This window comes from Devosia sp. RR2S18 (assembly GCF_030177755.1).
In the GTDB taxonomy this organism is placed as follows: Bacteria; Pseudomonadota; Alphaproteobacteria; order Rhizobiales; family Devosiaceae; genus Devosia; species Devosia rhizosphaerae.
This window is the reverse complement of sequence record NZ_CP126539.1, coordinates 236,198-255,797: the sequence shown is the minus strand read 5'-3', so window position 1 is coordinate 255,797 and position 19,600 is coordinate 236,198. Positions and strand designations below refer to the sequence as shown.

Below are 19,600 nucleotides of genomic sequence, written 5' to 3'. Positions count from 1 at the left end.
GTGGCATCCATATTGTTGTGCAAGTGGCAAGCAATGCCCACCGGCGGTTAGAGACCGCTCTCATATTGGGAAAGGAAACCGATTAAATGGCTGAATATGACCGTCAGACCCTCGGTGCGCGGGCCGGCTCGGCCTTGGCCATCGACGAGGGCCTGCGCAGCTATATGCTGCGCGTCTACAACTATATGGGTATCGGACTGGTAGTGACGGGTGTCGTCGCCTACTTCTCCAATGCCGCCGCCGTGAGCAATGGCGAGCTGACCGCCTGGGGTGCGCTGCTTTACACCACGCCCCTGATGTGGGTTGTGGCCCTGGCGCCACTCGCTTTTGTAATGGTGCTGAGCTTTGGCATCAACAAGCTTTCCGTGACTGCCGCGCAAGGCACCTTCTGGGCGTTCTCGGCCATCATGGGCCTGTCGCTGTCCTCCATCTTCATGGTCTACACCGACGCCTCGATCGCCAAGGTGTTCTTCATCACGGCCGCTACGTTCGGTGCCATGAGCCTTTACGGCTACACCACCAAGCGTGACCTCACCGGCATGGGCAGCTTCCTGTTCATGGGCCTGATCGGCCTGATCATCGCCTCGGTGGTCAACATCTTCATGCAGTCTTCGATGCTTGAATTTGCGATCTCTGCCGTTGGCGTGCTGATCTTTGTGGGCCTCACCGCCTACGACACCCAGAAGATCAAGGAAGGCTACTCCGAGACGCTTGGTGCCGACACGCTGGCCAAGGGCGCCATCATGGGCGCGCTGAGCCTCTACCTCGACTTCATCAACCTCTTCCTGATGCTGCTCCGCCTGTTCGGCACTCGCGAGTAACCAGCACCAAGAATTTGGTTGGACGAATATCGGGACCGCAGCTTAGAAAGGCTGCGGTCCTTTTCTTTTGTCGAGTTGCGCCCTCAAGTGTCCGACCTCGTCCTGCGCCCCTTTTCCTGGGGTGATATCCCCGCGATCACCGCCATCTACCGGCACTATGTCGAGACATCGACGGCCACCTTCGACCTTGAGGCACCTGGCCATACCTATCTCGCCGAAAAGTTCGGCCACATGCTTGATGCGGGGCATCCAGTAATCATCGCCGAGCGCGGGGGTGAGGTCATCGGCTACGCCTATGCCTCGACTTACCGGCCCCGGCCCGCCTATCGCTTTACCTGCGAGGATTCGATCTATTTGCGCGAGGATGCCATTGGCTCCGGCCTGGGCCGAACGCTCCTGACCGAGCTCATCGTCCAGTCCCGCACCTTCGGCTTCAAGCAGATGATCGCCGTCATCACCGGGGAGCAGGACCGCTCCATTGCCCTGCACGAAAAACTCGGTTTCCGCCACATCGGGCGGCACGAGAAGCTCGGTCTCAAATTCGACCGCTGGCTGGACATCGTCCACATGCAGCTGGCGCTCTAGGCGCTAGCTCACCACTGCAAGCTGCGGATCAAGCACTCGCAGCACCTGCGCGAGGTCATGCCCGCGCTTGAGGATACGGCCCTGCTGATTGGTCACCGAATACTGCCCCTGCCGGTTGCGCAGGCGAGGCGCCTTTTCGATGATAAAGAGCGGCCGCTCAGAAACGCGCGCATAGATTGAAAAGAGCGCACGGTCCTTAAGGAAATCCATGGCGTAGTCGCGCCATTCGCCCTGCCCCACCTTGCGGCCATAGACCGAGAGGATCGTCGCCAGTTCCTTGCGATCAAAGGGCACGATGGCGAGCGGCTTGCCGCCACCAGTCGGTGGCGATCCCTCCCCACCCTGCACCAGGGAAAGGCTAACTTTGTTGTCTTTCGATGTCCGGCCCTGCACCTTTGGGGTGGCCCTCCGATGTCAACGTAGTGTCATAGTTGCGGCTTTCAGTCCCCGATGCAAGCGGTCGCACGCTTAACGCTCAGGTAACGAAATACCCCAATTCGGTCATACTTTGTCCCTCAGCCCGCCCGATTAGCCCACGATCTTGTGATCGTTGCCTCCAGTGGCTGGTGCCCAGGCAGACCGAGCCCCCAACCGAAACGTTTGGACACCAGCCGCCCTTTTCTAAGTTGACCAGTCAGTCAGACCGTCCCGCCCTTGCCCCCAAGGGCGGGCTTTCTTTGCATGGTTGCGATCAATGCTGCTCGTAGGCGGCGGCTCCCAAAATAGGTCCGGGCAAACCTTCGCGTTCTTGCTGCACGAGTACGGCAATCCCCGTGGCCTCGTCGGCCATCACCTCGTGGAGCGGCAGCTTGAGATCCGCACCGGTTTCGGCTTCCCACATGCCCAGCGCCTGTCGCCCGGTCACGACCTGGGTATAGGCCATGGTCTTGCCGGCATTCTCGCCCTTGTCGATCATCACTTCGGCACGGTCGCGATAGGTAACCAGCCACACCACTGCGTCACCCAGCTGCGGATCGGCCGGCACACTGACCTTGAGCATGTCGCCGTCGCGCTCGAGCTCCACCGAAAGGGGCAGGCTCACCCCGCTCAAGGCGCCATGCACTTCATGACGCTTTGAGCCTACAACGCCCTTGGCGCCATTGACCACCATCTGCGGAGTATAGATGCGCGAGGAGCCCCAGCTTTCTGCGTAAGCACGCTGCCGGTCCGAGAACATGCCGTCGCCGAAAGTGTCTTCCCAACCCACATAGTCCCAATAGTCGACATGGTAGGCGAGCGCCACGACATCCCCGCTCTCGGCGAGGCTCGTGAGCAGGGCGTCAGCGGGGGGGCACTGGGCGCAGCCCTGGCTGGTAAACAGCTCAACCACCGCCTTGGGCCGGATGCGATAGTGCTCGGCCCCGGCAAAAGAGGACGATAGGGCAAGCGCAACAAGGCCGAGCGAGGCGGCAAGAAGGGGACGAAGGGTCATGGACCGAAGTTGTAAGCCCGCCGCGAGGGCCCCCGCTAGTCAAAAAGGGGTGAGACAGTGAATCCGCTGCCACGGGTGTACGTTCGGTCACACAGCACCGCACAAACAAAAATGGCAGCCCTCATGGGCCGCCATTCTAAGCTTGATCGAGCGAGGTGCCCTTATGCCGCGACGAGACTGCGCAGCACGTAGTGCAGAATGCCACCGTTCTTGAAGTAGTCGAGCTCGTTGGCCGTATCAATGCGGCACAGCGTTTCGACGTTCAGCACGCTGCCATCGGCCTTGGTGATCTGGACGTTCACCTTGGCGCGCGGGGTGATTGTCTCGACCCCGATGATGTCCACCGTCTCGGAGCCATCGAGGCCCAGCGACTGCCAGCTCTCGCCGTCCTTGAACTGCAGCGGGATCACGCCCATGCCCACCAGGTTCGAGCGGTGGATACGCTCAAAGCTCTGGGCAATCACGGCCTTTACGCCAAGCAGGTTGGTGCCCTTGGCCGCCCAGTCGCGCGAGGAGCCCGTTCCATATTCCTTGCCGGCAAAGACGACCAGCGGCGTGCCCTGGCCCTGGTACGCCATGGCTGCGTCATAGATCGGCATTTGGCTGCCATCGGGACCTTTGGTGAAGCCGCCTTCGACGCCCGGCAACATCTGGTTCTTGATGCGGATATTGGCAAAGGTGCCACGCATCATCACTTCATGGTTGCCGCGACGCGCGCCATAGGAGTTGAAATCCCTAGGCGCGACCTGGTGCTCCTGCAGATACTGCCCCGCTGGCGTGCTCGGCTTGAACGAACCGGCTGGCGAGATGTGGTCGGTGGTGATGGAGTCGAGGAAGAGCGCCAGGACGCGCGCCTTCTCGATATCGGTTACCGGCTTGGGCTCGATTTCGAGGTCTTCGAAGTAAGGCGGGTTCTGCACATAGGTGGAGCCGGAATTCCAGGCATAGGTCTCCCCGCCTTCCACCGCGATCCCCTGCCAGTGCTCGTCGCCCTTGAAAACGTCCGAATAGCGGCCCTTGAACATCTCGGGGGTAACGTGGGTGCGGACGATCTCGGCGACCTCGTGGTTGGAGGGCCAGACATCCTTGAGATAGACCGGCTGCCCGTCCTTGCCCGTGCCCAGCGGCTCGGTGGTGATGTCGATCTTCATCGAACCGGCCAGCGCATAGGCGACCACCAGCGGCGGCGAGGCGAGGAAGTTCGCCTTGACGTCGGGGTTCACGCGACCTTCGAAATTGCGGTTACCCGAAAGGACCGAGGCGGCGACCAAGTCACCGGCTTGCACTGCCTTGCTGATCGGCGCCGGCAGCGGGCCGGAATTGCCGATGCAGGTGGTGCAGCCATAGCCCACGAGGTTGAAGCCGATAGCGTCGAGGTCTTCCTGCAAGCCTGCCGAAGTCAGATAGTCGGTCACCACCTGCGACCCGGGCGCTAGCGAGGTTTTGACCCATGGCTTGCGGGTCAGCCCCAGTTCGCGGGCTTTGCGGGCCACGAGACCGGCAGCAACCAGCACCGATGGGTTCGAGGTGTTGGTGCACGAGGTGATGGCTGCGATGACCACATCGCCATGGCCGATGGCGTAGTCTTCGCCTTCCACCTGCACCTGCGGCTCGTCTGTCTTGCCGAACTCGGTCGGCAGGCCGGCAATGAACTTCTCCTTGGCCTGGGTCAGCACGATTCGATCCTGCGGGCGCTTCGGGCCGGAGATCGAGGGAACGACGGTGGTGAGGTCGAGTTCGAGAGTGGAGGTAAAGACCGGATCCGGCGAAGTGGTCTCGCGGAACATGCCCTGCGCCTTGGAATAGGCTTCCACCAGCGCCACGCGCTGCGGATCACGGCCTGAAGTGGTCAAGTACTTCAGAGTGTCGGCATCAACCGGGAAGTAGCCGCAGGTGGCGCCGTATTCGGGCGCCATGTTGGCGATCGTCGCCTGGTCTTCGAGGCTGAGATAATCGAGGCCCGGGCCGTAGAATTCAACGAACTTGCCGACCACTCCTTTCTTGCGCAGCATCTCGGTGACGGTCAGCACCAGATCGGTGGCCGTGATACCCTCGTTGATCCTGCCGGTCAGCTTGAAGCCGACGACCTCGGGGATCATCATGGTGATCGGTTGGCCCAGCATGGCCGCCTCGGCCTCGATCCCACCAACGCCCCAGCCCAGCACTGCCAGGCCATTGACCATGGTGGTGTGCGAGTCAGTGCCAACCAGCGTGTCGGGATAGGCAACGGTCTCGCCGTTCTCGTCCTTGGTCCAGACGGTCTGGGCCAGGTATTCAAGGTTCACCTGGTGGCAAATGCCGGTGCCGGGCGGTACGACGCGGAAATTGTCGAACGCCGACTGGCCCCAGCGCAAGAATTCATAGCGCTCGCCATTGCGCTCATATTCAAGTTCCACATTCTGCTCGAACGCCATTGGCGTGCCGAACTGGTCGACCATCACGGAGTGGTCGATCACGAGGTCGACGGGGACGAGGGGATTGATCTTCTGGGGATCGGCGCCGAGCTTGGCCGTAGCGTCGCGCATGGCCGCCAGATCCACCACGGCGGGAACGCCGGTGAAGTCCTGCATTAGCACGCGCGCCGGCCGATAGGAGATTTCGTGTTCGCTGGTGCGCGTCTTGAGCCACTCGGCCACCGCCAGGATATCTTCCTTGGTGACGGTGCGGTTGTCTTCAAAGCGCAGCAGGTTCTCCAGCACCACCTTCATCGAGTGCGGCAGGGCCGAAACGCCCGCGAGCCCGTTCTTTTCGGCTTCGGCAAGTGAGTAATAGGTGTAGGTCTTGCCGCCGACCGTTAGGGTCGATTTCGATTTGAAGCTGTCTAGTGAGCTCACGTTTGGTCCCGCCCTTTTGCTTATGGTGCTGACGCTTACGGGGGAAAGCCCGGAGAACTTCTCGAAAAGCGTCGCCTTTCCTGGAATGACTCCAATCTGGACGGCTTATAGCCAATCGAGTTTGGCCTTGCCAGCCTTGCCTTTCGTTCAATACGAGATGGGGCCATGACCGATCGGCAAGTCTTTCCACCGCCAGCCTTTCCGCCGCTGGAGCTGCGCGCTCAGGGGCTTGCCTGTGGCCGAGCCGGATTGACCCTCGTCGATAACCTCGATTTCGCCGTCGCCGGGGGCACTTGCCTTCTGCTGCGCGGGCCAAACGGCACCGGCAAGACCACGCTGCTGCTGACCCTGGCAGGCGTGGTGCCGCCGCTCGCCGGCGCAATGGTCATTGATGGAGCCGATGCCGACGCAGGTCCGCAGCTGCACTATTGCGGCCATCGCAACGCCATCAAGCCACGGCTGAGCGTGCTCGAAAATCTCTCCTTCTGGGCACAACTTAATGGCGAAACCGGCGTTTCGCCCCAAGCAGCCCTAGAGGAAGTTGGGCTGGGCTCGCTTGCCCGGCTCGACGCCGGCCATCTGTCTGCGGGACAGTCCCGTCGCCTGGCTCTGGCGCGGCTGCTCGTCAGCCTTCGACCGGTCTGGCTCCTTGATGAACCCACCGCTGCGCTCGACAGCCAGGGCCACACCCTGGTCGCGCGCTTGCTCGACGGGCATCTGGCCCGAGGCGGACTTGCCATTGTCGCCACCCATGACCCCATCGACCTCGCTCCCACCAGCCAGCTTGAAATCCTCAGCCTCAAGGCTGCAGCATGAGGGCGTTCTGGGCGGTGCTCCGGCGGGACCTGCAGCTCTCGCTGCGAGGCGGCGGCAACGTACTGACGCTGGTCCTCTTCTTTGTCATCGTCGGTGCTCTGGTGCCCTTTGCTGTTGGCCCCGATCAGGTCTTGCTGGCGACCGTGGCGCCAGGCATCGTCTGGATCGCGGCCTTTTTGGCCATGCTGCTGGGCCTCGACCGGCTCTTTGGCCCCGATCACGACGATGGCACGCTGGTCCTGCTGCGGCAGGCCGATCTGCCGCTATCGGCCACCATTGCCGCAAAAGTGATGGCGCATTGGATTGTTTCGGCCCTGCCCCTGATCATCGCCTCTCCCTTCCTGGCGATGCTGCTCGCCATGGATGTCCCAACCTTCTGGCGCACTTTCCTCTCGCTATTAGTGGGGACCCCCGCACTGGCAGCCTTTGGGGCCGTTGGTGCGGCCGTGACCGTTGCGATTCGGCGCGGCGGCCTGGTCGCGCCCATCCTCATCGCCCCGCTTTCCATCCCGGTGCTCATCTTCGGGGTCGGCGCTATCGGCAATCCGCAAGCGGGTGCGGCACTGCTCTTTCTTGCGGCATTGAGCCTCATGGCAGTCGCGCTGTCTCCCTTTGCCGCCGCCCTTGCGATAAGCTCGGCTGAAGACTAGAGCCAGTTTCCATGAGCATCGAAACCGCACCCAAGCAGCGCTGGTGGAACCGGATCGCCCATCCCGGCCAATTCGTCGCCTGGACGCGTCCCCTGCTCTGGCCTTTGGTGGCGCTGACCGCCATCCTCTTCGCCGTGGGTTTGTGGTTCTCGTTTTTCGGTTCGCCCGAGGACTACCAGATGGGCCACACCGTCCGGATCATGTATATTCACGTGCCCAACGCCTGGCTCAGCCAGTTCACCTATGTGGTGATGTCCATCTCGGCCATCGGCACCTTGGTCTGGCGCCATCCCATGGCCGATGTCTCCATGAAGTCGGCTGCACCGCTGGGCGCGCTCTTTACCGCGTTGGCGCTCTTTACCGGCGCTCTTTGGGGTCGCCCGACCTGGGGGACGTTCTGGGAGTGGGACGGTCGCATGACCTCCACTCTGGTGCTCCTCTTCATTTATTTGGGCATCATCGCCTTGTGGCGCGCCTTCGACGACCAGCTCCGGGCGGCACGCGTGGTCGCCGTTTTTACCCTTGTGGGCGCTGTTAACATCCCCATCATCAAATTCTCGGTGGATTGGTGGTCGACCCTTCATCAACCGGCAAGCGTGTTCCGAGCCGACGGCCCAACCATGCCGCCCTCAATCCTAACGCCGCTGTTCTTGATGTTCTTCGCCTTCACCTTCCTGTTCCTCGCGCTCCATCTCAAGGCCATGCATACCGAAGTGCAGCGCCGGCGCATTCAGGGGCTGGAGCGCCGCGCCGTGCAGAGGGCCGCATGATCGATCTGGGGCCGCACGCCATCTATATAATCTGGGCTTACCTCGGCGTAGCGCTCGCAGTTGCAGCGCTGGCCGGCTGGACCCTCTTGGACGCCCGCCGCACCCGGCTGCGCCTCGCTGAACTCGAAGCGGCCAATCCCCGCCGCCGGGACGCCACCTGATGCGCTATGTGCTGTTCGGGCTGCCACTGCTTTTGCTGATCGCACTTGTGGCCGTCTTTGCCTTTTCCATCGACCGCGACCCCAATCTCGTGCGCTCGGTGCTGATCGACAAACCAGTGCCCAGCTTTGCGCTCGAGCCGGTGCCTGAGCTAGGCGTGCCGGGCTTCGACACCGCAAGCCTTGGGGGCGAGGTGACAGTGGTCAATGTCTTTGCCAGCTGGTGCGTGCCCTGCCGTGCCGAGCACCCACTGCTCGAAGCACTCAAGGCCAACACTGGCGTCCGCCTCTACGGCATCAACCAGGCCGATGCACCCGAGAATGCTCGGGCCTTCCTAGCCGAACTGGGCAACCCCTACGACGCCGTCGGCGCCGACCGCAATCGCCGCGTCTCCATCGATTGGGGTGTCTATGGCGTGCCCGAGACCTTCGTGGTGGATGCCAATGGCATCATCACCTTCAAGCATGTCGGTCCGCTTACCCCTCAGACTTTCGAGCGCGAACTCCTGCCCGCCATCGCTGCGGCCGCCAGCTAGAAGTCGCTGGTCAGCCCTTTAATCTCCCAGTCGCCATAGCGGTTCGGCTCCAGCCCGCCGCGGCCACCTTTCTCCTTGGGAGCGAAGGCTGTCCTAGCATCGATATCGCGTCGCCGTGCCTCCGCTTCCGCCAAGGCCCGTTGCGCGGCTGGCGGGAGCGGCTTTTGCTGTTCAGGAAGGGTGTTTTCGTCATTCATAATGCGTTCAGAACCCGTTCAGGATTACGGTTTGTTCACGCGCCTTGCGCGGAACCAGCTGGCACCCAACATAATTGCCATAGCTTGAGAACCCAAGGGCTCCGCCATGTTCAACGCACTTCGCACCACGCTGTTGCTGGCGGCTATGACCGCGCTGTTCATGGTCGTTGGCTATTTCATCGGTGGCACCACCGGCATGATGATTGCCTTCCTCTTCGCCGCCGGCACGAATCTTTTTGCCTACTGGAACTCCGACAAAATGGTGCTCCGGATGCAGAATGCCGTGCCGGTGGAGCGCTCGCGCGTACCAGAACTCTATGAGATGGTTGACGTTCTTTCCCGCAAGGCGGGAATCCCAACGCCTAAGGTCTATGTCATCCAGACCGATCAGCCTAACGCCTTCGCCACCGGCCGCGATCCTAATAACGCCGCCGTTGCGGTGTCTGCAGGCCTGCTCCGGCACCTCGACACGCGCGAAGTCGCGGCTGTTGTTGCGCACGAACTCGCCCATATCCGCTCGCGCGATACCCTAACCATGACCATCACGGCCACCCTTGCCGGCGCCATCTCGGCCCTGGCGCAGTTTGGCTTGTTTTTCGGCGGCGGCAACAATCGCGATAACCCGCTGGGCGGCGTCGGCGCCCTCCTGATGGTGTTCCTGGCCCCGCTCGCTGCCATCTTGGTACAGATGGCCGTGAGCCGCACCCGGGAATATGAGGCTGACAAGGATGGGGCCGAGATCTCGGGCGATCCGCTGGCGCTCGCCTCGGCTTTAAAGAAGATTGCCACGCTCGCCGGTCGGCAGGTCAATGTCCCTGCCGAGCGGAACCCCGCCATGGCGCACATGTACATCATCAATCCGCTCTCCGGGCAGCGTATGGATAATCTCTTTGCGACCCACCCTGACACCGGCAACCGCATCGTTGCGCTGCAAAGACTTGCCGGGGAGATGCCGCTGGCCGATAACACGCCTCGGTCGCAGCCGCGCCGCCCGCCCGTGACGGTGCGGCAGAGCGGCAATGGCTGGCGCGTGCCGAGTGTCGAGCGCGCCGAAGAGGATCGCGATGGTCGCGGCCCCTGGGGATAAGCAAAAGCGTGGCTCACAAGACTGAACCGGCGGGACTGAAGCTCCGCCTCGTTACCGCCCAGCGGCTCAAATCCGTGTTGGACGGCGACAATTTCTCGCCTCTCACGTCTGCCGACCTGGCCGATGGCCGCGATCGCGCGCTGGCGAACCGCCTCATCACCACTGCCTTGCGTCGCCAGGGGCAGCTGAACTTCATCATTCACGCCCTGCTCGACAAAGGCATGCCCGGTAAATCCGGGACCTTCGAAGCCGTGCTGCGGCTGAGCTTGACGCAGTTGGTGTTTCTGCCTGATCTCGGCGCTCACAGCGCCTTGTTCCTGGCGGTCGAGGCAATCAAGCGGGATGCCAGGGCCCGCCATCTTGCCGGTCTGATGAATGCCGTACTTCGCAATGCGCAGGCAAATTCCGCCAAGTTCGGCATGCTTTCTGACGACCTCCTGATTCCGGAATCCTTTGGTGATACCTGGCTTGAGGCATATGGCGAGGACGCCATCGCCGCTTTTTCCAAAGCCCTGCTCGATGGTGCCCCGCTCGACCTCACCTTGAAGCATGAAGATGCAGACCTGATTGCAGCACTCGGCGCCGAGCAGGTTATTGCCGATACGGTGCGCATCGAGCAACGGGACCGACCTGTAGATGCTCTCCCCGGCTTTGATGAAGGACAGTGGTGGGTGCAGGATGCAGCATCCGCCATCCCTGCTCGCCTCCTTGGACTTGAGGCTGGTGCGCGAGTGTTGGATTTATGCGCAGCCCCGGGCGGCAAGACTGCGCAACTGGCAAAGTCGGGTTACGCGGTAACGGCGCTCGATAGCGATGCCAAGCGTATGGAACGCCTTTCCGGCAATCTGAGTCGCCTGAGATATACAGCAGAGACAATCGTCGGAGATGCCGCCACCTATGCTGCCACGGAGCCTTTCGACGGCGTGCTGCTCGACGCCCCCTGTTCGGCAACCGGCACCTTCCGGCGTCACCCTGAGGTCATCTGGCGGCGCACCTCTGCCGATGTGGCAGGGCGAGTTAGATTGCAGCGCAATCTCTTGCGCAATGCATTGGGCTGCCTGAAGCCGGGCGGCGTTCTGATCTATTGCGTCTGTTCGCTTGAGCCTGCCGAGGGCGAGGAGCAGGCGATGTGGGCCTTAGATAGATTATCGGGTCTTGAGCTCTGGCCGCTCTCCACAGATGATTTACCGGGACTGCAAGCGGCTGTCACAGGCCAAGGAATGGTGCGGACCCACCCCGGAATGAATCCTGGTGGTATTTCGGGGGGCATGGACGGCTTCTTCGTCGCCCGGTTTCGCCGTAGATAGAGAGGGCGAGTCGGGGCAGTGGCGCTTCGTTGCCGCTGGTGAGGTGGGTTTTGAAGATCTTGGCGATGCCGGTGCTGCTGATGCGCCGACGGGCGGGAGAGGCGTAGATGCCAGCGCTCCGCGACCGTACGCGCCGTCTGTCCTCGGCCACCGTGGACTGGATCGTCACGCTGCCCTTGTTGCGCTGGACTTGGCGCAGCCTCGCGGACAACGCTTTTGCAGGGGATTTGCCGGAGTTCCGCCCCTCGGATCGGGACACCGTTCGCGACATGATGGCCGGACGTTATCTATTGTCCAGCAAGCTGGTCGAGACCGGTGGCGCATCTCCATTCAGCGTTGACGTTGACCATCTGGATTGGTGGTCGAACCTGCAGGGTTTTTCGTGGCTACGGCACTTCCGCGGCACGGTGGACTCCGGCGAACGGCAGTTCGCCCGCATGCTGGTGCTCGATTGGATCAATCGCGAGGGCGCTTTCGACCACGATAGTTGGGCTATACAGGTTACTGCACAACGCGTGCTCAACTGGTTGCGACACCTGACGCTGCTGCTTGACGGCGCCTCCCCGGGCGAGGCTAGGACCTTGCAGCGTGTGCTTAGCACCCAAATCCAAAGCCTCAGGATACGAGGCCCCCTCGCGGCGGATCCCGCTGACGCGCTGCTTGCCGCCGCCGCGCTCCTGGGCGCCGAATGCTGCGAACAGAGCGACAATACGGAAGTCGACGCACGATTAACTGAGCTCAACGCGCTGCTGGCGCAGCAGCTCGATCCTGATGGCCTGCACCGCTCCCGCAACCCCCGCCTGCAACTGCAACTGCTTGTCGAACTGGTAAGCGTGCGAGGCGCGGCAGCGCTCATCGCCAAATCGGAAGCACTCAATGAGCTATCCGCGCAGATTGAGCGCATGCATGAGAGCCTCGCCGCCCTGACCCTTTCCAACGGGCAACCAGGATATTTCAACGGCGGCGGACACTTGCCCCACGATGTTCTGATCGCCATTCAGGCTAACGGGCCGGGGCGCCCTCCCCGCTCCCGCATCGTCGGCGGCTACGGCACCCTGCGCGACGGAGAGGCGGTGGTGATTGCCGACACTGGGCTGCTGCCACCGCCAAGCATGAGCCGCGGCAGCCATGCCAGTGCGCTTGCCTTCGAATTCTCCCATGGCAGCGAGCTGATCGTGGGCAATTGCGGCCCCGCGCCGACCGATCTTCCCGAAAGCCGGGAGCTCTTCCGTCAGACCATCGCTCACAGCGCTCCGACAATCGATGAGGAAGATGTGCTGGGCTCCGAGGCGCCACAGGCAAAGCTCGATAGCGCCGACCATATTCTCACCCTCACCAGCAGCGGCTTCGCCAAACGCTTCGGCGTTGATCTCGAGCGCCGCTTGACCCTCCTATCGGGCGGAACAACCTTGGTCGGACAGGACCGGCTTATAGTTACGGGCAAGCCGCGGGGGCGGCTGGCGATCCGGTTTCACCTAGCACCAGGGGTGATGATCCGAAATGATCAGGGTGAGGGGGTGCTGCGCCTCGTTCTGTCCAACGGGGCAGTCTGGAGCTTTCTTTGGGAAGGCGCTGAATTGCGGGAAGACGACAGTGTGCGTCAATCCGCCCATCTGGGTCTCAACAGGACGCGCCAACTGGTTCTGGAAGCCGATGTCGCGGCCGACCTTGAGATCGCCTGGATCTTCACGCTCGAGCAGCAATAGCGCATTGGCGCAGGGCCGACTTCGTGCTAGCGAGCCCGCGAAATCATCAACAACGAGACACTCTCATGAGCAAGACGGTCAAGGTCGGGCGGGCCCTGCTTTCGGTTTTCGACAAGTCAGGCATGGCCGACTTCGCCCGAGGACTAGCGGAGACTGGCGTGGAGTTGGTGTCGACCGGCGGCACGCACAAGCTGATCCGGGACGCCGGCCTGCCAGTGCGAGAGATCTCGGATCTCACCGATTTTCCCGAGATGATGGACGGGCGGGTCAAGACCCTGCATCCCAAGGTGCATGGCGGTCTCCTTGCCGTCCGCGACAAGGCGGAACACGCTCAAGCAATGAGTACGCATGAGATCGGCGCGATCGATTTGGTGGCGGTCAACCTCTATCCCTTCGAGAAGACCGTCGCCTCTGGCGCATCATACGACGACATCATCGAGAACATCGATATCGGCGGCCCGGCCATGGTGCGCTCCGCTGCCAAGAACCACGCCTATGTGACCGTAGTTGTCGACCCGGACGACTACCCTGCGGTGCTAGAAGCAATTCGCAGCCAAGGGGGTGTGCCATATGCCCTACGGCAGCGGCTTGCCGCCAAAGCCTATGCCCGCACCGCCGCTTATGACAGCGCCATTTCGAACTGGTTCGCCCGGGCGATCGACTATCCGGAGGTCGGCTATCGCAGCTTCGCCGGCTCACTGCGCGAAGTAATGCGCTATGGCGAAAACCCGCACCAATGGGCTGCTTTCTATGGCAATGGCGATGCACGCCCGGGCGTCGCGACGGCCACCCAGGTGCAGGGTAAAACGTTGTCTTACAACAACATAAACGACACCGATGCCGCTTTTGAGCTGGTCTCGGAGTTCGACCCGGCCGAGGTGGCGGCAGTCGCCATCATCAAGCATGCCAACCCCTGTGGCGTTGCAGTTTCTGATGATCTTACAACGGCTTACCGAAATGCGCTGCGCACCGACCCGGTCTCGGCGTTCGGGGGCATTGTCGCGACCAACCGGGAGATCGACGCCGCGACCGCGACCGAGATCGTCAAGGTTTTCACCGAGGTGATCGTTGCTCCCTCGGCCACCGAGGAAGCCCAGCAAATCATTGCAGCAAAAAAGAATTTGCGCCTTTTGCTCACCGGCGGCCTTGCCGATTCCAAGGCCGAAGGGCTGTTGGTGAAGTCGGTTTCGGGTGGCCTGCTCGTGCAGTCACGCGACAACCGCAATGTCGATGATTGCGAGGTCAAAGTGGTAACGGAACGTGCCCCCACTGATGCACAGATGCGCGACATAAGGGTTGCAGCCAAGGTGGCAAAGCACGTGAAATCGAACGCCATCGTTTACGTCAAGGATGGCGCAACGGTGGGCATCGGTGCCGGGCAGATGAGCCGGGTGGATTCGGCGCTGACCGCCCACCGCAAGTCGATCGATGCTGCCAAGGCGGCAGGCATAGAGGGTGCACTCACACAAGGCTCGGTCGCCGCGTCGGACGCCTTCTTTCCCTTTGCCGATGGTTTGGAGGCGTTGGTTGCGGCCGGCGCCACAGCGGTGGTGCAGCCCGGTGGCTCGATGCGCGACGAAGAGGTGATCGCGGCGGCAAACAAGGCCGGCATTGCCATGGTGATGACCGGCATGCGCCACTTCCGGCATTAGGTCAGCGGCTGAGGAAGGCTCCAACGGCGCGCATGATCTGGGTGGGCAGTTCCGCGAAGACGGGGCGGAGATCGTCCCAGCAAAAAACGGCCGAATGGGCGCGGGCAAAAACGGACCGCCCCGCAGCATAGCCGGGTTGGCCGTCTTGCAGGACGCTGTGGAGCACCGAAAGGGCATTGGGAATGGGCCGTCGCCACACGGGTCCGTAGCGGGGCGGGTGGAGCGCCGGCACTGGTTCGCCGGCGGCGACCAGCGCGGCTAGATAGGGGAAATCCACTCCCATCGCCTCACCCAGCCCGATCCATGCCCAGACACGAGTGTTGACGTCAAGCAGCTTGAGGGAACCGTCGCGCGGATCGCGCTTGAACTCGACCTCGACGAGACCATGATAGCCGACGGCCCCAAGAAGGCGACGCGCTTCGTTGCTCACGTCCGGTATTTCGACGCTCTCGACAAAGGGGCTAGTACCAAAGCCCAGGGGGTATTGCCGCGAGCGACGCGCCGTCACGCTGCACACTTCGCAGCCATTGTCCCAGAGTGCTGCATAGGAAAGCTGCGCGTCGCCCGAGCCGGGGATCAACTGCTGCACAACGAGCCCGCGCCGCCCAACATAGCTCTCGGCCCGCGCCAGCTTCATTGCGAAGTCTGTCGCATTTTCCGCACGCCATCCCTTGGCGCGCGTCAACGGATTTGGGGCCTCGGTTGAGATGGGTTTGAGCACCACCGGGAACGCAATATCCGCCGGTGGGATGCCCGCCTCGTAGACTTGCGGGTGCCCAATGCCGATAGTTCCGGCGAGCCGATAAAGTGCCGACTTGTCGTTGAGTGGCTCCAAGGCTGACCAGTCCATGGTGACGAGTTGGAAGCGCTCAGCGAGCCGCGCGTGGTTCTTGGCGATGAACTGCACTTCGAAATCTGCGCAGGGCAGAAGCAACCAGCCATCCAGCTGATGCTCATCAGCGAAACCGAGAAGCTTCTCTAGCGGGTCGGGTTCGTTGCTGCTCTCCCAGGGCGATGCATGCCCGATATAGCGGGACGAGTGGGCGACGGAGTAGCGCTCGCCCAGATAGGCTGCGGCAATGCCGTGCCGGCCGACGCTGCGCGCGACAGCCAGAGCCCCATAGCTGCCACCCAGGATGAGTACGCCCCGAAGTTTGGAATTGCCGCTCATGGGCGATCGTCCAGCAGCAACCGGCTGCTTGGAGCCAGCCGGCAAGGGAAGTTGAAGTACACGCTCAGCCTGCCTTGGCCACCAAGGAGAGTATGGGTCGCCACCTCCAATTTCCTAGCGCCGCGGAATTAACAAATGATGTCGCGTCCATCCAAAGAACAGATCGGCGCGCCGGCCCTCCAAGCGCTGCGTGAGACCTGCCAGCCGCAGTGCCCAGAATATCTCGGCTGCAAGGGTCGCTACCGCTATGCCGAGAGCGCCCCAAATTGGCGTCAGCACCAGCGAGCCGACCACCAGCACGCCCAGCGCGGCCAAACAGATGGCGGCACTGCGGATTTGATGTCCACCCAGGGCAAGCAGTTGTGCATTCAACCCGCCCATGACGCGGACCGCTTGGCTGATCAGGAAGATGACCATGGGCAGATAGGCATCTTCATAGGTTTCGCCAAAGAGCGCCAAAACAAGATGGCCGAGCAGCAGGGCTGCCAAAACAGCAACAGCCATCGTGCCGGCCCCTGCAAGGTTGGTCCGTAGCAGAAGCTGATTGAGGACGAGTGGATCGCCGCTGCTGCGGGCCGCAACAAGGTCCCGAAGCACGAATTGTTGCGAAGCCAATGCGAAGAAACCCACCAGTGCCGCTATGCGAATGGCCACCCCCAAAACAGCCACCTCCTCGGGCGGTAAGAGAAAGCCGGCGACGAGCACCACGAGATCCGCAGTGGCTCCCGATACGATCGTCACGGCCAGCATGGCGATGGCGCGGGGACGGTATTTCCGGCGCAAATCGGCTCCTTGGAAGTGCCAACGCCTCAGGACATTGTCTGGACCCATGAGCAAGCCCTGCCCAATGGCGACGGCCAGGGCAATCACGGGCAAGGCAATCAGCAGCGGCAGGGCAGACTGGCGCGCGCCGATTGCTACGAGGATAAGGATGAGGCCGAGCAGCAGCGCCGGACGAACCACGAAGTCCGGCACATAGGACAGCGCAAAGCGCCGCTGCGCATTGGCCATGCTGTTGTTGAGGCGGATGAGGCTGAGCGGGATCGCAGCGAGCGTACCCCAGAAGCCCGCAGCCGCCATGCCACGGTCAGCAGGTAGGAACCAGAGGCTACCGGCAAGGATGCCCGCTAGACACCACAGAATAGCCATGTCCCGTAGGGAAGCACTGAGGAACGCCGAGGTCAGGCGTGTTCGTCCCCAGGCCTGGAAGCGAGCCAGGTAGGCAAGACCGATGGTGTGGTACCCACCGGTGACAAGGAGGCTGACAAAGGTGGTGACGCTGATGGCGAGAAAGGCAACGCCCACCTGATATGGCGGGAACGCCCGAGCCAAAGCCAACTGGCTGAGAAAGCCAAACGCCGCTCCAGCAAGTCGTGCACCCATCAAGCCAAAGATCGGCGCGAGCAGGCGCCATAGGGACGGCAAGAGCTTCTCCGGGACAGGGACAGGTGGATCAAAACTGGCAAGGAGGATGCTAGCGCACCCAAGCTAAGCATTCCCTTACGTCCGAACACGCATTTGTGTTACCGTACCCGTGAGTACGGTTATGCTTGACCGCTCCCGCCTCCAAGGCTTAGAACGGCTCCAAACTGTTCACTCCTGCCGGAACTCCAATGGCCCGCACGCTCTACGACAAGATTTGGGACGACCACCTGGTGCAGAACAACGAGGATGGAACCTCCCTCCTCTATATCGATCGGCATCTTGTTCACGAGGTAACGAGCCCACAGGCTTTCGAGGGCCTTCGAATGAGCGGCCGCAAGGTGCGCCACCCGGAACGCACGCTCGCAGTGGTTGATCATAACGTCCCCACAACCGATCGCAGCCTGCCCAACCCGGATCCGGAAAGCGCCACTCAGATCGCCGCGTTAGCGGAGAATACGCGTGACTTCGGCATCGAGTATTACGACGCCTATGACCGACGGCAGGGTATCGTGCACATCGTGGGGCCTGAACAAGGTTTCACCCTGCCGGGCATGACCATCGTTTGCGGCGATTCGCATACCTCGACCCACGGTGCCTTCGGCGCCCTGGCGCACGGCATTGGTACGTCCGAAGTCGAGCACGTGCTGGCCACCCAAACGCTGAAGCAGCAAAAAGCCAAGAACATGCTGGTGCGGGTGGATGGGCAATTGCCCCCGCACGTCACCGCCAAGGACATTATCCTGGCCATTATCGGCGAGATCGGCACAGCCGGCGGCAATGGTCACGTCATCGAATTTGCAGGCGAAGCCATTCGGTCGCTGTCCATGGAAGGTCGCATGACCATCTGCAACATGACCATTGAAGGCGGCGCACGTGCGGGCTTGATCGCACCAGACGAGACCACCTTTGTCTATGTGAAGGACCGTCCGCGCGCGCCCAAGGGTAAAGCCTGGGACATGGCGCTGGACTATTGGAAGACGCTCTACTCCGATGACGGCGCGCACTTCGACAAGGTCGTAGTGCTCGATGCTGCCAAGCTCCCCCCGATTGTCTCATGGGGCTCCTCGCCCGAGGACGTGATCTCGGTAACCGGTGCAGTGCCGAACCCCGACGAAATTGCCGATGAGAACAAGCGCGCCTCCAAGTGGCGGGCATTGGACTATATGGGCCTCAAGCCCGGCACCAAGATCACCGATATCAATGTCGACCGGGTGTTCCTGGGCTCGTGCACCAATGGCCGCATCGAAGACCTGCGCGCCGCTGCTGCCGTGATCAAGGACCGCAAGGTGGCGCCGAGTGTGAGCGCGATGGTCGTTCCCGGGTCAGGCCTCGTCAAAGAGCAGGCGGAGGCCGAAGGGCTGGACGTCATCTTCAAGAACGCCGGCTTTGAGTGGCGGGAGCCAGGATGCTCCATGTGCCTCGCCATGAACCCCGACAAGCTGCGCCCCGAAGAGCGCTGCGCCTCGACCAGCAATCGCAATTTCGAGGGTCGTCAGGGCTTCAAGGGTCGCACGCACCTGGTATCGCCTGCCATGGCCGCGGCAGCAGCCATCGCGGGGCATTTCGTCGATATTCGCGAGTGGCAGTAAGTACTGACGACTGGGGCGAGCGTTACGCCCCCAGTCTCGACGACATCGAGGCTCTGGCGAGCGCCGCACTGGCGGACCTGCCGGAGCCGTTCAAATCATTGGCGGCCGATGTAACCTGCTCGGTCGCCGAATTTGCCGAGGACGATGTCCTGCGGGAATTCGGAATGGAGAGCCCATTCGAACTCATGGGCCTTTTTTCAGGAGTGGGTCTGGCACAAGGTGGAGCCGCCCCGTTTACCGGGCAGCTCCCCAACACCGTCTACCTCTACCGCCGTGCCATCCTCGACTACTGGGCCGAGCATGACGACAACACGCTCGGCGAGATCGTCACCCATGTGCTTGTCCATGAACTCGGCCACCATTTCGGCTTTTCCGACGAGGACATGGAGGCGATCGAGACCCAGGTGGATACCGACTGACTAGGACGCCCGGTCGGCAGGATCAGGCGATTTGATGCTGACATTGGGTGGCTGCCGCGCCGCATCGGTGGTTTGCTCGGCCTTGTCACCATCGCGCGGCACGAAGGTGAAATCATTGTCGAGCGAGCCGGGTTGGTCATCATTGACCTTGATCGCCAGCTTCTGCTTGTCGAACTCGGCGAACCATTCCTCCCAGCCGGAGAGATTCCAGCCGCCATAGGGGTTCACATCCGGGCCCTCGTTGCGCTCGGCATTGAGAGCGTGCTGGCCAAAGGTGATGGTGAGAAGCGTGCGGTCTTCATGCACGTCGGGCGTATCCATCAGCATGGGGTTGCCGCCGCGCGCCTGCGCCCATTGCCGAATGTCGTCGTGCGAAGTGAGAGTTCTTGCCATGGAACAGGCTCCTTGTGTGTCTTGTTTCGAGTAAGAACGGCAGAGGGCATTG

Annotated in this window: 20 protein-coding genes; 13 read left to right on the top strand and 7 right to left on the bottom strand. The window is 62.1% G+C overall.

The features are described 5' to 3' along the window. Nucleotides 1–86: 86 nt before the first annotated feature. Nucleotides 87–821, top strand: coding sequence for a Bax inhibitor-1/YccA family protein (locus tag QOV41_RS01265; protein WP_284578992.1), 735 nt, complete (start codon nucleotides 87–89; stop codon nucleotides 819–821). An 87-nt stretch (nucleotides 822–908) separates the two neighbouring features. Beyond that, complete coding sequence (locus tag QOV41_RS01260; protein ID WP_284578989.1) at nucleotides 909–1,406, top strand: GNAT family N-acetyltransferase; 498 nt, start codon at nucleotides 909–911, stop codon at nucleotides 1,404–1,406. Between the two features lie 3 nt (nucleotides 1,407–1,409). On the opposite strand, the gene QOV41_RS01255 is transcribed toward QOV41_RS01260, so the two are convergent. From QOV41_RS01255 to acnA, 3 genes are all read right to left on the bottom strand, one after another. After that, nucleotides 1,410–1,799 carry a DUF2794 domain-containing protein gene (locus tag QOV41_RS01255; protein WP_415926736.1) on the bottom strand — a complete coding sequence of 130 codons (390 nt, stop codon included), beginning with the start codon at nucleotides 1,797–1,799 and terminating at the stop codon, nucleotides 1,410–1,412. Between the two features lie 298 nt (nucleotides 1,800–2,097). Beyond that, nucleotides 2,098–2,838: a DUF1223 domain-containing protein gene (locus QOV41_RS01250; protein ID WP_284578988.1), complete on the bottom strand. Its 741-nt coding sequence runs from the start codon at nucleotides 2,836–2,838 to the stop codon at nucleotides 2,098–2,100. A gap of 161 nt (nucleotides 2,839–2,999) precedes the next feature. Beyond that, a complete protein-coding gene (gene acnA, locus QOV41_RS01245) occupies nucleotides 3,000–5,672 on the bottom strand; it encodes an aconitate hydratase AcnA (protein ID WP_284578987.1) in 2,673 nt (890 codons plus the stop codon). Between the two features lie 165 nt (nucleotides 5,673–5,837). Here acnA and ccmA point away from each other — a divergent pair, with 165 nt between their 5' ends. The 5 genes from ccmA to QOV41_RS01220 are packed head-to-tail and all read left to right on the top strand — an operon-like array spanning nucleotide 5,838 to nucleotide 8,602. After that, a complete protein-coding gene (gene ccmA, locus QOV41_RS01240; RefSeq protein ID WP_284578985.1) occupies nucleotides 5,838–6,488 on the top strand; it encodes a heme ABC exporter ATP-binding protein CcmA in 651 nt (216 codons plus the stop codon). Then, nucleotides 6,485–7,138 carry a heme exporter protein CcmB gene (gene ccmB / locus QOV41_RS01235; RefSeq protein ID WP_284578984.1) on the top strand — a complete coding sequence of 218 codons (654 nt, stop codon included), beginning with the start codon at nucleotides 6,485–6,487 and terminating at the stop codon, nucleotides 7,136–7,138. Before ccmA ends, ccmB begins: the two co-directional genes overlap by 4 nt. A gap of 11 nt (nucleotides 7,139–7,149) precedes the next feature. After that, complete coding sequence (locus QOV41_RS01230) at nucleotides 7,150–7,908, top strand: heme ABC transporter permease (RefSeq protein ID WP_284578983.1); 759 nt, start codon at nucleotides 7,150–7,152, stop codon at nucleotides 7,906–7,908. After that, nucleotides 7,905–8,069, top strand: coding sequence for a heme exporter protein CcmD (gene ccmD / locus QOV41_RS01225; protein ID WP_415926735.1), 165 nt, complete (start codon nucleotides 7,905–7,907; stop codon nucleotides 8,067–8,069). Before QOV41_RS01230 ends, ccmD begins: the two co-directional genes overlap by 4 nt. Beyond that, complete coding sequence (locus QOV41_RS01220) at nucleotides 8,069–8,602, top strand: DsbE family thiol:disulfide interchange protein (protein WP_284578981.1); 534 nt, start codon at nucleotides 8,069–8,071, stop codon at nucleotides 8,600–8,602. The genes ccmD and QOV41_RS01220 overlap by 1 nt, the downstream gene beginning before the upstream one ends. Here QOV41_RS01220 and QOV41_RS01215 read toward each other — a convergent pair. Then, nucleotides 8,599–8,799, bottom strand: coding sequence for a DUF1674 domain-containing protein (locus QOV41_RS01215; protein ID WP_284578980.1), 201 nt, complete (start codon nucleotides 8,797–8,799; stop codon nucleotides 8,599–8,601). The two genes, QOV41_RS01220 and QOV41_RS01215, sit on opposite strands and share 4 nt — an antisense overlap. A 106-nt stretch (nucleotides 8,800–8,905) precedes the next feature. Here QOV41_RS01215 and htpX point away from each other — a divergent pair, with 106 nt between their 5' ends. From htpX to purH, 4 genes are all read left to right on the top strand, one after another. After that, nucleotides 8,906–9,886 carry a zinc metalloprotease HtpX gene (gene htpX / locus QOV41_RS01210; protein WP_284578979.1) on the top strand — a complete coding sequence of 327 codons (981 nt, stop codon included), beginning with the start codon at nucleotides 8,906–8,908 and terminating at the stop codon, nucleotides 9,884–9,886. Nucleotides 9,887–9,894: 8 nt separating this feature from the next. Further along, nucleotides 9,895–11,193 carry an RsmB/NOP family class I SAM-dependent RNA methyltransferase gene (locus QOV41_RS01205; RefSeq protein WP_284578977.1) on the top strand — a complete coding sequence of 433 codons (1,299 nt, stop codon included), beginning with the start codon at nucleotides 9,895–9,897 and terminating at the stop codon, nucleotides 11,191–11,193. A gap of 107 nt (nucleotides 11,194–11,300) precedes the next feature. Beyond that, the gene (locus tag QOV41_RS01200; RefSeq protein WP_284578976.1) at nucleotides 11,301–12,899 is read left to right on the top strand and encodes a heparinase II/III family protein; all 1,599 of its coding nucleotides are present in this window, start codon (nucleotides 11,301–11,303) and stop codon (nucleotides 12,897–12,899) included. 65 nt (nucleotides 12,900–12,964) lie between these two features. Continuing rightward, nucleotides 12,965–14,551, top strand: coding sequence for a bifunctional phosphoribosylaminoimidazolecarboxamide formyltransferase/IMP cyclohydrolase (purH, locus tag QOV41_RS01195; protein ID WP_284578975.1), 1,587 nt, complete (start codon nucleotides 12,965–12,967; stop codon nucleotides 14,549–14,551). 1 nt (nucleotide 14,552) lies between these two features. Here purH and QOV41_RS01190 read toward each other — a convergent pair whose 3' ends face one another. Both QOV41_RS01190 and QOV41_RS01185 read right to left on the bottom strand, forming a co-directional pair. Beyond that, the gene (locus QOV41_RS01190) at nucleotides 14,553–15,722 is read right to left on the bottom strand and encodes a carboxylate--amine ligase (protein WP_284578973.1); all 1,170 of its coding nucleotides are present in this window, start codon (nucleotides 15,720–15,722) and stop codon (nucleotides 14,553–14,555) included. A gap of 114 nt (nucleotides 15,723–15,836) precedes the next feature. Next, nucleotides 15,837–17,147 carry a lipopolysaccharide biosynthesis protein gene (locus QOV41_RS01185; RefSeq protein ID WP_284578972.1) on the bottom strand — a complete coding sequence of 437 codons (1,311 nt, stop codon included), beginning with the start codon at nucleotides 17,145–17,147 and terminating at the stop codon, nucleotides 15,837–15,839. Nucleotides 17,148–17,335: 188 nt separating this feature from the next. Here QOV41_RS01185 and leuC point away from each other — a divergent pair, with 188 nt between their 5' ends. Together leuC and QOV41_RS01175 are read left to right on the top strand one after the other, a co-directional pair. After that, the gene (leuC, locus tag QOV41_RS01180; RefSeq protein WP_284578971.1) at nucleotides 17,336–18,736 is read left to right on the top strand and encodes a 3-isopropylmalate dehydratase large subunit; all 1,401 of its coding nucleotides are present in this window, start codon (nucleotides 17,336–17,338) and stop codon (nucleotides 18,734–18,736) included. After that, complete coding sequence (locus tag QOV41_RS01175) at nucleotides 18,727–19,155, top strand: metallopeptidase family protein (protein ID WP_284578970.1); 429 nt, start codon at nucleotides 18,727–18,729, stop codon at nucleotides 19,153–19,155. The genes leuC and QOV41_RS01175 overlap by 10 nt, the downstream gene beginning before the upstream one ends. Here the strand turns inward: QOV41_RS01175 and QOV41_RS01170 are convergent, their stop codons facing one another. Further along, a complete protein-coding gene (locus tag QOV41_RS01170) occupies nucleotides 19,156–19,548 on the bottom strand; it encodes a hypothetical protein (protein WP_284578969.1) in 393 nt (130 codons plus the stop codon). Between the last annotated feature and the right edge of the window lie 52 nt (nucleotides 19,549–19,600).